Raw genomic sequence first — 14112 nt, 5'->3', positions numbered from 1 at the left:
CCACGCAGGGTGGGGGTCGAGACACAGAAGGAGAACACCATGGCTGGTGGCATGTGGGGCGCGAACGTCGAGGAGCTGCGTGGGCTCGGTCAGACGCTGCAGCAGAAGGCGGACGAGATCCGCACGACCATGCAGAACCTGAACTCCCAGATCCAGAGCGTGCCGTGGGAGGGCCCCGACGCCCAGCAGTTCAAGGGCAGCGACTGGCCGGCCGCGCAGACGCAGCTCAACAACGTCGCGCAGACGCTGACGGACGCGGGCCAGAAGGCCACGCAGAACGCGCAGCAGCAGGAGCAGGCGTCGAACAGCTGATCCGCTGAGCTCCACCGAGGGCGCGGGACCCGTGACGGGTCCCGCGCCCTCGGCGTGTCCGGGGCCGGTCGCGGCTCCGGTCGCGGCCGCACGGACCCCGGGCGGTCCGGGACCCGCCGGTCTGCGAGACTGCTGGCGCGTCCCGCACCACCCGGAGCGCGACGAGAGCGACCGAGAGGACCCCACGCATGACCGAGCTGCGCTACCCGAGCGACGACTTCCCCGCGCCCGTCGGGGTGCGGCTGGACGCGCCGGAGCGCTGGGTCCCGCTGCCCCATGTCGCCCTCCCGCTCGCGCTCGGGCGCGAGGTCGAGGAGGGGGAGTTCAACCCCAACGTCATCGTCGTGGTCTCGCGCATCCGGGCCGAGCAGACGCTGGACGACGCGCACGCCGAGGTGCTGCGCAAGCTCAAGCCGCTGCCGAGGCTGCGCCAGCTCGACGGCGGTGACGTGGACGTCGACGGCCTGCCGGGGCGGTGGGTCGAGGCGTCCTTCAAGGGCGGCGGGGGAGCGGTGCTCGTCCAGTCGGTGCGGACGGTCGTGGTCCCGCGGGGTCCGGTGGCGGACCTCGTCCAGACGACGGGGACGTGCACGCTCCTCCAGCACCCGTGGGCCGCCGCGGAGATCCGCGCCGTGCAGGAGAGCCTCCGCGTCGACCGTTGACCCCGGCGTTACATTCGCCCGGATCACAAGACGAGGTATCCACCTGGCGAGACCGGTGAGACCCTGGTCATGGAGGAGAGGGCCCGAGTGAGGCAACCCTCACCCCAGTCGTACAATCGAGAGGTCTCCTGCGGCCGGTACCCACCGGTCGACGCGGAACGGCCCGTCGGCCGCGCGGGAGAGACCCACGTCCTCGACCGGAAGGCGCCCTGTCCTGTGAGCAGCATCCGTCCACTGCGCGTCGCGATCGTCGGCGCTGGTCCCGCCGGGATCTACGCCGCGGACATCCTGTCCAAGACCGACCTCGACGTGAGCATCGACCTGTTCGAGCGCCTGCCCGCGCCGTTCGGCCTGGTGCGCTACGGCGTCGCGCCGGACCACCCGCGCATCAAGCAGATCATCGTCGCGCTCCACAAGGTGCTGAGCCGCGGCGACATCCGCCTCCTCGCGAACGTGGACTACGGCGTCGACCTCAAGCTGGACGACCTGCGCCAGTACTACGACGCGGTGATCTTCTCGACCGGCTCGATCCGCGACGCGGCGCTCCCGATCGAGGGCATCGACCTCCCGGGCTCCTACGGCGCGGCCGACTTCGTCTCCTGGTACGACGGCCACCCCGACGTCCCGCGCACGTGGCCGCTCGAGGCGCAGCAGGTCGCCGTCCTCGGTGCGGGGAACGTCGCGCTGGACGTCGCGCGCGTGCTCGCGAAGCACGCCGACGACCTGCTGCCGACCGAGGTCCCGCAGAACGTCTACGAGATCCTCAAGTCGTCGCCCGTGACCGACGTGCACGTCTTCGCCCGCCGGGGGCCCGCGCAGGCGAAGTTCTCGCCGCTCGAGCTGCGCGAGCTGGGGCACGTCCCCGACGTCGACGTGATCGTCTACCCGGAGGACTTCGAGTTCGACGAGGGCTCGATGGCCGCGATCAACTCCTCGAACCAGACCAAGCAGGTCGTCAAGACCCTCACGGACTGGACGCTCAAGGACCCGAGCGAGAACACGGCGTCGCGCCGCCTGCACCTGCACTTCCTGCACGCCCCGGCCGCCGTGCTCGGGGACGGCAAGGTCGAGGCGCTGCGGACCGAGCGCACGCGCCTCAACGGCGACGGCACCGTCTCCGGCACGGGCGAGTTCCACGAGTGGCCCGTCCAGGCCGTGTACCGCGCGGTCGGCTACTTCGGCTCCCCGTTGCCGGAGATCCCCTTCGACGAGCTCAAGGGCGTCATCCCGAACCGCGAGGGCCGGGTCATCGACATCGACGGCGAGCACATCCCGGGCGTCTACGCGACGGGCTGGATCAAGCGCGGCCCCGTCGGCCTCATCGGGCACACCAAGTCGGACGCCTCGGAGACGGTCCGCCACCTCGTGGAGGACGTCACGGGCGCCGGCGACGGCGGCGACGTCGCGGCGGCCGACCTCACGGGGGGCCGCGTCGCACCGCTCGGCGAGCCCGACGCCGTCCTGGAGTTCCTCCGCGAGCGCGGCGTGGACCCGATCGAGTGGTCCGGGTGGGAGCTGCTCGACGCGTACGAGCGCTCGCTCGGCGAGCCGCACGGCCGCGAGCGCATCAAGGTCGTGCCCCGGGAGGACATGATCCGCGTGGCGCGCGGCGAGACCCCGGTCGGCTGACCCGGCCGCCGCGCCGGAGCACCCGAACGCCCACGACGGCGCCCCACCCTGCACGGGTGGGGCGCCGTCGTCGTCCCGGGCGGGGCCGTCGTCGTCCGCGGGAACGGGACGATCGCCTCGGGCGTTCATCAGGGTGGGCGTCGACGGGGTCGACGCCCGTCGGGCGCCCGGCGGACCACGCGGGTGCCCGAGGCGCGGAAGGGAGCACAGCGTGGGGCGTCAGCACTTCAACGGTCTGAAGACGGCCGGCCTGTTCGGCCTCATGTGGGCCATCGTCCTGGGCCTCTGGGCGCTGTTCGGCGCCAGGGCGAACCTGCTGTGGCTGTTCGTCGGCATCGGCCTCGTGACGACGTTCTACGGGTACTGGAACTCGGACAAGATCGCGATCCGCGCGATGCACGCGCGCCCCGTGAGCGAGCTCGAGCAGCCCGCCATGTACCGGATCGTGCGCGAGCTCTCGACCGAAGCCCGCCAGCCGATGCCCCGCCTCTACGTCTCGCCGACGCAGGCCCCGAACGCGTTCGCGACGGGCCGCAACCCCAAGAACGCGGCCGTGTGCTGCACGGAGGGCATCCTGCGCCTCCTCGACGAGCGCGAGCTGCGCGGCGTGCTCGGGCACGAGCTCATGCACGTGTACAACCGCGACATCCTCACGTCGTCGGTCGCGGGCGCCCTGGCCGGCGTGATCACGTCGCTCGCGCAGTTCCTGCTGATCTTCGGCGGCGACCGCGACCGCGGCGGCAACCCGCTCGCGGCGATCGCGATGGTCGTGCTCGCGCCCGTCGCGGCGATGCTCGTCCAGCTCGCCATCTCGCGCACGCGCGAGTACGACGCCGACGAGGACGGCGCCAGGCTGACCGGCGATCCGCTCGCGCTCGCGTCCGCGCTGCGCAAGCTCGACGCCGGCACGCAGCGGGCGCCGCTGCCGCAGAACCGCGACCTCGTCGACGTCTCGCACCTCATGATCGCCAACCCGTTCCGTGGCGCGGGCGTGGCCAAGATGTTCGCGACCCACCCCCCGATGGCGGAGCGCATCAAGCGGCTCGAGACGATGGCCGGTCACGGCCCGGGCTACGGCGGCATCACCTACCACTGAGCGCGCGCGCCAGGGGTGACGCGGTGCGCGCAGGGGCCGGTCACGGCGCGGAGGCGCCCGCCGCGCTGACGTCCAGCACGTCGAGGAGGACGCGCGCGACGCCGTCGTCGTCGTTCGCGGCGGCACGGTCCGTCGCCGCGGCGAGCACGTCCGGGTGGGCGTTCGCGACGGCGAACGAGCGGCCTGCCCAGCGCAGCATCGGCAGGTCGTTGGGCATGTCGCCGAACGCCCAGACGTCCCGCGCGTCGACGCCGAGCCGGCCGCACCAGCGCGCGAGCGCGGCGTCCTTGGTCACGGTCGGCGCGAGGAGCTCGGCGAGGCCCGCGGCCCCGGAGTAGGCCAGGTGCGCCCGGTCGCCGACGGCCTCGCGCACGCGCGCGAAGAACGACTCCTGCGCCGTCGTCTGCCCGTCCGCGACGACGACGGGCTGCGTGGCTGGAGCGTCGTCGACCGGCGCGCCGGGGTCGCGCGCGAGGATCTTGCCGACGGGCTGCCGCGCCGGTTCGCCCGGTGCGGTGCCGTGCGGTCCGAGCGTGGTCTCGACCGGCGCGACGACGTCGGTCGCGTCGTCGTCGGGGCTGGAACGGAAGCCCGGGTCGAACGTCGGGCCGTCGACGCGCTCGAACGCGAGCGCCACGCCCGGGACCGCGGCGCGCAGGTCGGCGACGAGCGCGGCGGACTCGTCCGCGGTGAAGCCGCACACGTCGAGCGCGCTCGCGGTGGCCAGGTCCCACACCGCCGCGCCGCCGAGGCAGATCACGTGCCCGTGCCCGCCCACGACGTCGACGAGCTGGTCGAGCCAGCGCGGCGGACGCGCGGTGACGAACACCACCTCGACCCCCGCGTCCTCGGCGGCGCGCAGCGCGGCGCGCGTGCGCTCCGAGACGGTGCCGTCGGAGCGCAGGAGCGTGCCGTCGAGATCCGTTGCGACGACGCGCGGGAGGGTCACCGGTAGTTGGTGAACTGCAGGGCGACGTCGAGGTCGGCGCCCTTGAGCAGCGCGATGACGGTCTGGAGGTCGTCGCGGGACTTGCTGGTCACGCGGACCTCGTCGCCCGTGATCTGGGTCTTCACGGCCTTGGGGCCCTCGTCGCGGATGATCTTGGTGATCTTCTTCGCGTTCTCGCTCGACAGGCCCTCCTTGAGGGTCGCGGCGAGGCGGTACTCCTTGCCCGACGCCTTGGGCTCCTTGTCGCCCGTGTCGAGCGACTTGAGGGAGATGCCGCGCTTGACGAGCTTCGTCTCGAAGACGTCGAGGATCGCGAGCACGCGCTCGGCCGAGTTCGCGACCATGAGGATGCTCTCGCCGCTCCAGGCGATCGAGGCGCCGACGTTGCGGAAGTCGTAGCGCTGCGAGACCTCCTTGGCCGCCTGGTTGAGCGCGTTGTCGACCTCCTGGCGGTCGACCTTGCTGACGATGTCGAACGAGGAGTCGGCCATGGGTGGGTCCTCTCTGGAGCGGGAACGGGTGCTGGGTCCCACCGTAGTAGAGCAGGCTCAGGGACGGCTCGCGAGGCGCGTCGCCCGGGCCGCGCGGAGCCCGTCGACCGAGAGCACGACGAGCGCGAGCCAGACGAGCCCGAACCCGGCCCAGCGCGTCGGCGACATGGGCTCGTGGAAGACGAGGAGGCCGAAGAGGAACTGGAGCGCGGGTCCCAGGTACTGCAGGAGGCCGACGACGCTCAGGGGCAGGCGGCGCGCGGCGGCGCTGAACAGGAGCAGCGGGAGGGCCGTCACGATCCCCGCGGACGCCAGCAGGAGCGCGTGGCCCGCGCCCTCCGCGCCGAACGTGCCGACGCCCGTGGCGGCGAGCCATGCCAGGTAGACGAGGGCCAGCGGCGTGAGCACGGCGGTCTCCACGGCGAGCCCGGGGAGCGCCTCGACCGTGCGCCCGACGCGGTTCTTCACGAGGCCGTACAGGCCGAACGACCCTGCGAGGACGAGCGCGATCCACGGGAGCCCGCCCGAGCCGGTGCTGATGACGACGACGGCCGCGACGCCGATGCCGACGGCCGCCCACTGCGCGGGTCGCAGCCGCTCGCGCAGCACCGCCACGGCGAGCAGGACCGTGACCAGCGGGTTGATGAAGTACCCGAGCGCGGCGTCGAGCACGTGACCGCTCAGGACGCCGTACACGTACACGGTCCAGTTGGTGACGATGAGGACAGCGGCGACCGCGAGCACGCCGAGCGTGCGCGGCGTGCGCAGCGCGGTGACGAACCCGCCGAGCTGGCGCGTCGCGGCGAGGAGCACGAGGCAGAAGAGCAGGCTCCACACGACCCGGTGCGCGATGATCTCGAGCGGCGCCGCCGGCTCGAGCAGCGGGAAGTACAGGGGCATCGCGCCCCAGAGGAAGAACGCGCCGGCGCCGAGCAGGAGGCCCCAGCGGTCGGTCGGGGCGGGCGCGCTGCGCGGGCTGCTCGGCGGCGGGGCCGGGGCGGGCGAGGACGGTGCGCCGGTGGGCGCGGGGCCGGGGATCCCGGTGCCGGGGAGGTGGTCCGGCGCGGGGGAGGGGTGGGTCACCGCACCACTGTACGGAGAGCCGCCCACGCCCGGATTTCGCACCTGGTCCGACGGGGCTGTATCGTTGGCTCGCCCGCACGGCAGGGGCTGCACGCTGTGTAGTCTTGCCGGCGAGCGACAACTCCACACGGCAGGTTGCCCGAGCGGCCAAAGGGATCTGACTGTAAATCAGACGGCTCAGCCTTCGGGGGTTCGAATCCCTCACCTGCCACCGGAGCGACGGGGCGCCACCCACGGGTGGCGCCCCGTCGTCGTTCGCGTGCGGACCGCGCGTCCGCGTCGCGGACGGTGCGGGACACGGTGCGGACGGTGCGGGACGGTGTCCCGGGAGGGCCGAGGCGGCCGGGAACGGCGGAACGACGCCGATTTCGTTCGACGCCGTGTTCCGTGTAGAGTTTTCCGCGCTGCCCCGATAGCTCAGTCGGCAGAGCATCTCCATGGTAAGGAGAAGGTCAAGGGTTCGATTCCCTTTCGGGGCTCTGTGGTGACGCGGGGTCGTCTTGCTGGAATACTGCGAGACGGCCTCGCGTTCAGTCACGCGGCGGGGTAGCTCAGATGGTTAGAGCGCACGACTCATAATCGTGAGGTCGCGGGTTCGATCCCCGCCTCCGCTACCACTTTCGACAACCTCGTACGGCGGCCGGCGTCGTGCGACCTGCACAGCACATGCGCCCTCCGGAGGCGCGAGAGGTGGCTCACTACCGTGGCAAGCAAGAGCGCTGACGTTCGCCCCAAGATCACGCTGGCCTGCGTGGACTGCAAGGAGCGCAACTACATCACGAAGAAGAACCGTCGCAACGACCCGGACCGCCTGGAGCTCGCGAAGTTCTGCCCGCGCTGCGGCAAGCACACGGCGCACCGCGAGACCCGCTGAGCCCCCGGCTCCGCGCCCGCGCACCGCAGTGAGCGTCAACCTGGCCTACGTCGGCCGCGAGTACCCCGCCAACGCGCCGTACTCGGTGGGACGCGAGAAGCTGCGGGAGTTCGCGGGCGCCGTCGGCGCCACCCACCCCGTGCACCACGACCTCGTGGCAGCGCGGGGTGCGGGCTATCCGGACCTCGTCGCACCTCCGACCTTCGCGGTCGTCGTCGCCCAGCGGGCGGAGGGGCAGCTCATCGAGGACCCGGAGGCGGGCATCGACTTCTCCCGCGTCGTCCACGCGGACGAGCGCTTCACGCACCGCCGCCCGATCGTCGCGGGCGACGAGCTCGTGACCGTGCTGCACGTGGACTCGATCACCGAGCGGGCCGGCCTCGCGATGGTCACCACGCGCTGCGAGATCGCCGCGGTCCTGCCGGGCGGCGGCACCGAGCCGGTCTCGACCGTCACCTCCACCCTCGCCGTCCGCGGGCAGGGCGCATGAGCACCGACGTCACCCGCCCCGTCCTCACGGACCTGTCCGTCGGCGACGTCATCGGCACGCGCACGGTCGAGGTCGACCGCGCCCGCCTCGTCCGCTACGCCGGCGCGAGCGGCGACTTCAACCCGATCCACTGGAACGACGCCTTCGCGGCCGAGGTCGGCCTGCCGGGCGTCATCGCGCACGGCATGTTCACCATGGGAGCGGCCGTCGCGCTGGTCGAGGACTGGGCCGGCGACCCGGGCGCCGTCGTCGACTACCAGACGCGTTTCACGCGCCCCGTGCCCGTGCCCGACCCCGGCGTCGCGACGCTCGAGGTCACGGGGACGATCGGCGCGGTCGACGCCGACGCGGGCACCGTCCGCGTCGACCTCACGGTCACGTTCGAGGGCGCGCGCGTGCTCGGCAAGACGCAGGCGGTCGTCCGCCTCTGAGCCGTGGCCTCCCTGGGCGACCACGTGCTCCTGACGTCACGAGGGCGCCGCACCCGGCCGGGTGCGGCGCCCTCGTCGTCGTGACGGCCGGCCGGGAGAATTCGACATCGATCACCACGGCACGCCCTCTTTCCTGGTGGAAACGCTCCCACTAGCGTGGGTCCCGCCCCTCACGACGTCGAAGGAGACGCTCATGACCCAGCACGGTGGCCTCCCCGTTCCCCACGAACCCGGCGCTCCGGGCCGCCCACCCACGCGCGGGATCGACCGACGCACCGTCCTCGCGCTCGGGAGCGCCGTGGCGCTCGCCGGGCTCACGGCGTCGCCGGCGGCAGCGCGGCAGGCCGCGACCCTGCCCGGAGCCGCCGCTGGCGCCCGTGGTGGCTCCGCGCGGTCCCGCGCGGCCTCGGTGCACCGCGCCCACGGCTTCCTGGCCGCGGCGACCGACGCCTACCCCGAGGCCAACCCCGGCCCGCGGCTCGCGCAGTCCTACGCCGACCAGCTCGGCCTGTTCTCGACGGCGTTCGTCTACGACAACGCCCTCGCGATCCTCGCGACGCTCACGGCCGGCCGCCGGTACCTCGACCGCGCCCGGGCGCTGGGCGACGGCCTCGTGTTCGCGCTCGAGCACGACCCCGACCACGACGACGGCCGCCTGCGCCAGGCGTACAACGTCGGGCCGTACACCTTCTACGACGGCACGCCGCAGGAGCACGGGCTCGTCCTGCCCGACGGCACGGCGAACGTCGGGTGGCAGTTCGGCTTCCTCGGGACGGCGGTGGGGGACATGGCCTGGCCGGGCATCGCCCTGCTGCACCTGCACGCCGTGACGCGCGAGCGGCGCTACCTCGACGCCGCCCGGCGGATCGGCGAGTGGATCGTCGCCAGCACGTGGTCGCGGGCGCCCCTCGGCGGGTTCTCGTTCGGCGTGGACGGCGCGAACGTCCCGATCCCCAACGGCTCCACCGAGCACAACGTCGACTGCGTCGCGTTCTTCCGTCAGCTCGGGTCCGTGACGCGCGACCGGCGCTGGGAACGTGCTGCCGAGCACGCGCGTGCGTTCGTCGACCGCATGTGGGAGCCGGACGGCGGCTACCTCTACACCGGCACGAACGACGGCACCGAGATCAACCGGGACCCGCTCCCGCTCGACCCGCAGACGTGGGGGTGGCTCGCACTGCGCGAGCGGCGCTACGCCCGCGCGCTGGACTGGGCGGACGACGCGCTGGCCGCGCGCGACGTCGCGGGCGAGGCGGTCTCGCAGCTCCCCGCGGGCACGGTCGTCGAGGGCGTGACGTTCTCGAGCGCGAGCCTGACGTCGACCGCGTCGTACAACGGGCTGCCGGTGCACCAGCAGGGGGTGTGGCTCGAGGGGACGGCGCAGCTCGCGGCGGCGCTCGCGGACCGCGGTGCACGAGGCCGGGGGAGCCGCGACGACCGGCGTCGGGGGCGCCGCGGCTGCGAGCGGGACGACGACCGGGTCCGCGCCGAGGGTCTGCTCCGGGAGGTGCAGGGCGTGCAGGAGGGCGTCGGGGCCGGTCAGACGATGGGCGGCGCGGCGCTGCCCGAGCGCGCGGGCGTCGTCGCCGCGTCCAGCCTGCTCGACTCGGGGTTCGGGTTCGGGTACTTCCAGGTCCAGCACGTCGGTGCGACGTCCTGGTACCTCATGGCGGCGGCGCGGGCGAACCCGCTCCAGCCCGGCCGGCTCGGCTGACGCGGACCCGGCCCGCGCGGTGTCAGGTGGTGGGGGCGGGGCCCGTCGTCGTCCCCACCACCAGCTCGACGTCGAGCTCGACCGTCGTCGGGGCCTCGCCCGCGAGCTGCCGGATCACCGCGAATCCCAGCTCGGAACCCTTGCGGGCGAGCGGCTGGTGGACGGTCGTGAGCACGTCGGGGGCGAGCCACGGGAGGTCGAGGCCGTCGAACCCGGCGACCGAGACGTCGTCGGGCACGCGCAGCCCGAGCTCGCGCGCGGCGAGCAGGGCGCCCGCGGCGAGCAGGTCGGAGTGGGCGATGACCGCGGTGGGGCGGGTCGCGGCATCGGCGGGCTCGGTCGCCCCGTCGGTGCCGGGGCGACCGAGCAGGGCGAGCGTCGCGGACCGACCGTGCTCGACGAGCGACGCCTCGGTCTCCCAGCTCGCGACGGGCTCGACGACGTCGCGGACGCCCGCGAGCCGGTTGGCCGTCGGCGTGCGGTCCACCTGGGCGAGCCGCTGCGCGTCGATCGGCCCGCTCCGGTCGGAGGTGTCGAGCGGGAGCGAGACCTCCGCGACGCGCGTGTGGCCGAGGTCGACGAGGTGCCGGACGACGTCCGCCGTGCCCGCCCGGTCGCGGATCGCGACGAGCGGGGCACCCTCGACCGCGCGGCCCTCGCCGATGACGACGGGCACGCCCCGGCGCTGCAGCGCGGCGAGCGTCGCGTCGTGCGAACCCACGCCCCAGACGAGCACGGCGACGTCCATCGCCGCGCTCTCCACGAGCGGGTCGACGGCGCGGGCCGGGTCGTCGGACGGGATGCCGGGGATGAGGAGGACGCCCAGGCCGTTCTCGCCGAGCGTCGAGACGAGGCCGTCGAGCACCTGGACGGCGACGGGGTCCCGGAACGCGCGCCGGAGCTGGTCGCCCACGACGACGCCGACCACGCCCGACCTGCCCGACCGGAGCTGCCGGCCGAGCGGGTTGGGGCCGGTGTACCCGAGCTCCTGGGCGGCGTCGAGCACGCGCGCCCGCGTCTCGGGGGTGATCGGCCCGGCGCCGGAGAAGGCGAGCGACGCCGTCGAGACGGAGACCCCCGCGAGCTCGGCGACCTTGGCGAGCGTGGGCCGGTGGACCGGCGCGGCCGCTGCGGGCTCCCGGTTCCCGGGGGTGTCGCTCATCACGCTCCCTGCCTCCCGCGTGCGCGGGATTCTCGATTGACGCGCGGCCAGCGTACCCGCACACTGGTGACCATGCCTCGAATCGATTCGAAGCGCACTCTCGTCCGTCGGATCGAATCGATTCGAGGAGGTGCTGCGCAGTCCCCGACCGATCTCCTGTCCGACCCTCGCGCCCTGGCCCGGGCCCGCTGGGTGCTCCTCGGCGTGTTCGCGCTCAACGGCGTCATGATGTCGAGCTGGCTCGCGCGCATCCCCTCGGTGCGCGACGCGCTCGGCCTCACCCCCGCGGACCTCGGCGTCGTGCTCCTCGCGGGAGCCGTCGGCGCGCTCCTGACCGTCACCGCCGCGGGTCCGTTCGTCACGCGCTTCGGTGGGCGGGTCGCGTTCGGCGTCTCCGCGCTCCTGTTCGGCGTCGCGTTCCTCCTGCTCGGCCTCGGCCCCGCGACGGGGTCCGTCCCCCTGCTCGCGGCGGGCATCTTCGTCAACGGCATGGCGTTCTCGCTCGGCAACGTCCCGATGAACGTCGAGAGCGCGGGCATCGAGCGGCGGGTCGGGCGCACGATCCTGCCGCAGTTCCACGCCGCGTTCTCCGTCGGCGCCGTCGTCGGGTCGCTCATCGGCGCGGCGTGCGCCCACGCGCAGGTCCCGGTGGTCGTCCAGTTCGTCGCGACGGGCGCCGTGGCCCTGGTCTGGCGCCTCGCCGCGATCCCCGCGACCGTCCACGACACGCTCCCGTCGCGCACCCCCGCCCCGGCCGAGGCACCCGCACCCGTCGAGGCGCTCGGCGACGCGGTCGTCGACGTCGAGACGGCCGGGCTCCGCGCCCGCCTCGCCCGCCGCGGCGCGCGGCTCGGCGCGGCGCTCTCCGCGTGGCGCGAGCCGCGCACGCTGCTCATCGGCCTCGTCATCCTCTCCGCCGCGCTGTCCGAGGGCTCGGCCAACGACTGGCTCTCGCTCGCGGTCGTCGACGGGTTCGCCCAGACCGAGGCCGTGGGCGCCGTCGTGTTCGGCACGTTCGTCGCGGCGATGACCGTCATGCGCCTCGCCGGGACCCGCCTCATCGACCGCTTCGGCCGCGTCACCGTGCTCCGCGCGTCGGGCGTCGCGTCGATCGCCGGGCTGCTGCTCTTCGGGTTCGCGCCGACGCTCCAGCTCGCGGGCGTCGGGGTCGTGCTCTGGGGCTTCGGCGCGGCGCTCGCGGTGCCGGTCGGCATCGCCGCCGCGTCCGACGAGCCGCTGCGCGCCGCCGGCCGCGTGTCCGTCGTGTCCGCCTTCTCGTCCATGGCGTCCCTCGCGGCCCCGCCGCTGCTCGGCCTTGCCGCCGAGGCCATGGGCGCCCGCCACGCGCTCGTCCTCATCGTCGCCGCGATGGTGCTCAGCGTGCTGCTCGCGCGCCAGGTGGCGCCCCTGGGCACCCCGGCCGCGCTCGCCGCCCGGACGCGTCGCCCTGCGGCGGACGCGGACGACGGCGTACCGTCCGGGGTGGAGGATGGTCCGGAGACCCGCGCCATGGTCCTGGACGCCGCCGCCCGTGCGGACGACAGCGTCCCGGACGGCGCGCCCGTCGCGGCCGACGACGCGCGTCGCGCCCCGCGGTCGCGCCGGCCCCGAGCGTCGGCCCGCACCGGGACGTCCGCCACCGCCCACCGTGCCCCGGCACGCCGCCCCCGAACCCGCCCGTCGCACCGCCGCGAGGAGACCTCCGCATGACCGCCGCCCGCACCGACCGCCGCGTCGCCCTCGCCACCTGGGCCGTCTTCGCGGTCTTCTTCCTCAACGGGTTCAACTTCGCGACCTGGGCGTCGCGACTGCCCGCGGTCCGCGACTCGCTCGGGTTCACCGAGGCGCAGATGGGCCTGCTCCTGCTCTTCATGGCGGTCGGGTCGCTGCTCGCGCTCCCGCTCTCCGGCATGGTCGTCCAGCGGCTCGGTGCGTCGAAGGCGGTCACCCTGTTCGCCGTCGCGAACGTCGTCGGCCTCGTCACCGCCGTCACCGGCGTGGCGACGGGGGAGGACGTCGTCGTGCGCGTCGGGCTCTTCCTCGCCGGCATCGGCACGGGCGTCTGGGACGCGGCGATGAACCTCGAGGGCGCCGCCGTCGAGCAGCGGCTCGGCAAGGCGATCATGCCGCGCTTCCACGCCGGGTTCTCCTTCGGCACCATGGCCGGCGCCGGCGTCGGGGCTCTCATGGCCGCGCTCCACGTGCCGGTCCAGGTGCACCTCACCGCCGCCGTCGTGCTGAGCCTCCTCGGCGTCCTGTGGTCCGTGCGGTTCTTCCTGCCCGCGGGGCAGGTCGAGCACGTCGTGGACACGGCAGGAGACTCCGCCGGGTCGGACCCCGCCGCCGCGGCCGGCAGCGGCGCGCCCCTCACCGCGTCGGAGAACGCGCGCGGCGCGCTCAGCGCGTGGACCGAGCCGCGCACGCTGCTCATCGGGCTCGTCGTGCTCGCCGCCGCGCTCACCGAGGGCGCCGCGAACGACTGGGTGAGCCTGGCCGTCGTCGACGGGTTCGAGACCTCCGACGCCATGGGCGCCGTCGGCCTCGCCGTGTTCCTCACGGCGATGACCGGGATGCGCCTGCTCGGCACCAGCCTGCTCGACCGGTACGGGCGTGTCACGGTGCTCCGCCTCGGGGCGGCGCTCGCGCTCGTCGGCCTGCTCCTCTTCACGCTCTCGCCCAGCATCTGGCTCGCGCTCCTCGGCGTGGTCGCGTGGGGCATGGGCGCGGCGCTCGGGTTCCCCGTCGGGATGAGCGCGGCCTCCGACGACCCGGCACGCGCCGCGGTGCGCGTGAGCGTCGTCGCGACCATCGGCTACTCCGCGTTCTTCATGGGCCCGCCGCTCATCGGCTTCCTCGCCGAGCACGTCGGGTACCGCGGTGCGCTCCTCGTGATCGCCGTCCCGGTCGTCGTCGGCCTGCTGGTCGTCGGCGCCACGCGCCCCCTCCCCACCGCCGCCGGCTCCGCGGGCCAGCAGGCGGCCCAGCGCTCCGAGGAGGCCCCCCGCCGCTGACCCGCACCCACGGCGCGGGGGAGAGCCGTGGTTCGCCGGGGTAGAACCGTGGTTGCGTGAGGTAGAGCCGTGGTTGCGTGAGGTAGAGCCGTGGTTCTTTGTGCTCGACGGCGTTCTGGTCGCCTTGGGTGGGCGGGGTGGGTGGTGGTGCCGCGTCTACCATCCGCCGCTCGTTCCTCGCGGCTCCCGCCAGGCCCGACCACGACGC

Annotated in this window: 14 protein-coding genes and 3 tRNA genes; 13 read left to right on the top strand and 4 right to left on the bottom strand. The window is 74.1% G+C overall.

Annotated features, from left to right (window positions below):
• Positions 1–39 precede the first annotated feature (39 nt).
• The 4 genes from JN535_RS20240 (at position 40) to htpX (ending at position 3699) form a co-directional block, all read left to right on the top strand.
• Positions 40–312 (top strand): WXG100 family type VII secretion target, encoded by a 273-nt coding sequence (locus JN535_RS20240; protein WP_021482523.1) that lies wholly within the window; start codon positions 40–42, stop codon positions 310–312.
• Positions 313–500: 188 nt separating this feature from the next.
• Positions 501–974, top strand: a complete 474-nt coding sequence (locus JN535_RS20235; RefSeq protein WP_205207599.1) for an LpqN/LpqT family lipoprotein — start codon at positions 501–503, stop codon at positions 972–974.
• Between the two features lie 216 nt (positions 975–1190).
• Entirely contained in the window at positions 1191–2603 is a 1413-nt protein-coding gene (locus JN535_RS20230) for an FAD-dependent oxidoreductase (protein WP_307869037.1), read from the top strand.
• A 211-nt stretch (positions 2604–2814) separates the two neighbouring features.
• Positions 2815–3699, top strand: coding sequence for a zinc metalloprotease HtpX (gene htpX / locus JN535_RS20225; protein ID WP_205207597.1), 885 nt, complete (start codon positions 2815–2817; stop codon positions 3697–3699).
• 40 nt (positions 3700–3739) lie between these two features.
• Here htpX and JN535_RS20220 read toward each other — a convergent pair whose 3' ends face one another.
• The 3 genes from JN535_RS20220 to rarD are packed head-to-tail and all read right to left on the bottom strand — an operon-like array spanning position 3740 to position 6222.
• The gene (locus JN535_RS20220; RefSeq protein WP_205207596.1) at positions 3740–4648 is read right to left on the bottom strand and encodes an HAD family hydrolase; all 909 of its coding nucleotides are present in this window, start codon (positions 4646–4648) and stop codon (positions 3740–3742) included.
• Positions 4645–5139, bottom strand: coding sequence for a YajQ family cyclic di-GMP-binding protein (locus JN535_RS20215; protein WP_205207595.1), 495 nt, complete (start codon positions 5137–5139; stop codon positions 4645–4647). The genes JN535_RS20220 and JN535_RS20215 overlap by 4 nt, the downstream gene beginning before the upstream one ends.
• 57 nt (positions 5140–5196) lie before the next feature.
• Positions 5197–6222, bottom strand: coding sequence for an EamA family transporter RarD (rarD, locus tag JN535_RS20210; protein WP_374100530.1), 1026 nt, complete (start codon positions 6220–6222; stop codon positions 5197–5199).
• A 129-nt stretch (positions 6223–6351) separates the two neighbouring features.
• Between rarD and JN535_RS20205 the strand changes: the two genes are divergently transcribed.
• The 7 genes from JN535_RS20205 to JN535_RS20175 all read left to right on the top strand — a co-directional run bounded on the left by JN535_RS20205 (position 6352) and on the right by JN535_RS20175 (position 9731).
• Positions 6352–6433, top strand: a tRNA-Tyr gene (locus JN535_RS20205).
• 195 nt (positions 6434–6628) lie between these two features.
• Positions 6629–6701: transfer RNA gene (locus JN535_RS20200), tRNA-Thr, on the top strand.
• Positions 6702–6762: 61 nt separating this feature from the next.
• A tRNA-Met gene (locus JN535_RS20195) sits at positions 6763–6839 on the top strand.
• Between the two features lie 86 nt (positions 6840–6925).
• Positions 6926–7096: a 50S ribosomal protein L33 gene (rpmG, locus tag JN535_RS21335; protein WP_021482899.1), complete on the top strand. Its 171-nt coding sequence runs from the start codon at positions 6926–6928 to the stop codon at positions 7094–7096.
• A 28-nt stretch (positions 7097–7124) separates the two neighbouring features.
• Positions 7125–7586, top strand: a complete 462-nt coding sequence (locus tag JN535_RS20185) for an FAS1-like dehydratase domain-containing protein (protein WP_205207594.1) — start codon at positions 7125–7127, stop codon at positions 7584–7586.
• A complete protein-coding gene (locus JN535_RS20180; protein ID WP_205207593.1) occupies positions 7583–8017 on the top strand; it encodes a MaoC family dehydratase in 435 nt (144 codons plus the stop codon). The genes JN535_RS20185 and JN535_RS20180 overlap by 4 nt, the downstream gene beginning before the upstream one ends.
• Positions 8018–8210: 193 nt before the next feature.
• Positions 8211–9731: a Tat pathway signal sequence domain protein gene (locus tag JN535_RS20175; protein ID WP_240201530.1), complete on the top strand. Its 1521-nt coding sequence runs from the start codon at positions 8211–8213 to the stop codon at positions 9729–9731.
• A gap of 22 nt (positions 9732–9753) precedes the next feature.
• Here JN535_RS20175 and JN535_RS20170 read toward each other — a convergent pair whose 3' ends face one another.
• Positions 9754–10893, bottom strand: coding sequence for a LacI family DNA-binding transcriptional regulator (locus tag JN535_RS20170; protein ID WP_205207592.1), 1140 nt, complete (start codon positions 10891–10893; stop codon positions 9754–9756).
• Positions 10894–10965: 72 nt separating this feature from the next.
• Here JN535_RS20170 and JN535_RS20165 point away from each other — a divergent pair, with 72 nt between their 5' ends.
• Positions 10966–12603, top strand: coding sequence for an MFS transporter (locus tag JN535_RS20165; protein ID WP_205207591.1), 1638 nt, complete (start codon positions 10966–10968; stop codon positions 12601–12603).
• The gene (locus tag JN535_RS20160; RefSeq protein WP_205207590.1) at positions 12600–13904 is read left to right on the top strand and encodes an MFS transporter; all 1305 of its coding nucleotides are present in this window, start codon (positions 12600–12602) and stop codon (positions 13902–13904) included. Before JN535_RS20165 ends, JN535_RS20160 begins: the two co-directional genes overlap by 4 nt.
• The last annotated feature ends 208 nt before the right edge of the window (positions 13905–14112 follow it).

The organism is Cellulosimicrobium cellulans (genome assembly GCF_016921195.1).
Taxonomy (GTDB): Bacteria; Actinomycetota; Actinomycetes; order Actinomycetales; family Cellulomonadaceae; genus Cellulosimicrobium; species Cellulosimicrobium cellulans_F.
Note: the sequence above shows the minus strand (reverse complement) of the source record. Positions and strands in the feature narration are given on the sequence as shown.

Coding starts and splice junctions, on each gene's coding strand:
- JN535_RS20215 (WP_205207595.1), bottom strand. CDS start 5,139: ATGGCCGACTCCTCGTTCGACATCGTCAGCAAGGTCGACCGCCAGGAG.
- JN535_RS20175 (WP_240201530.1), top strand. CDS start 8,211: ATGACCCAGCACGGTGGCCTCCCCGTTCCCCACGAACCCGGCGCTCCG.
- JN535_RS20165 (WP_205207591.1), top strand. CDS start 10,966: ATGCCTCGAATCGATTCGAAGCGCACTCTCGTCCGTCGGATCGAATCG.
- JN535_RS20160 (WP_205207590.1), top strand. CDS start 12,600: ATGACCGCCGCCCGCACCGACCGCCGCGTCGCCCTCGCCACCTGGGCC.
- JN535_RS20180 (WP_205207593.1), top strand. CDS start 7,583: ATGAGCACCGACGTCACCCGCCCCGTCCTCACGGACCTGTCCGTCGGC.
- JN535_RS20235 (WP_205207599.1), top strand. CDS start 501: ATGACCGAGCTGCGCTACCCGAGCGACGACTTCCCCGCGCCCGTCGGG.
- JN535_RS20240 (WP_021482523.1), top strand. CDS start 40: ATGGCTGGTGGCATGTGGGGCGCGAACGTCGAGGAGCTGCGTGGGCTC.
- JN535_RS20170 (WP_205207592.1), bottom strand. CDS start 10,893: ATGAGCGACACCCCCGGGAACCGGGAGCCCGCAGCGGCCGCGCCGGTC.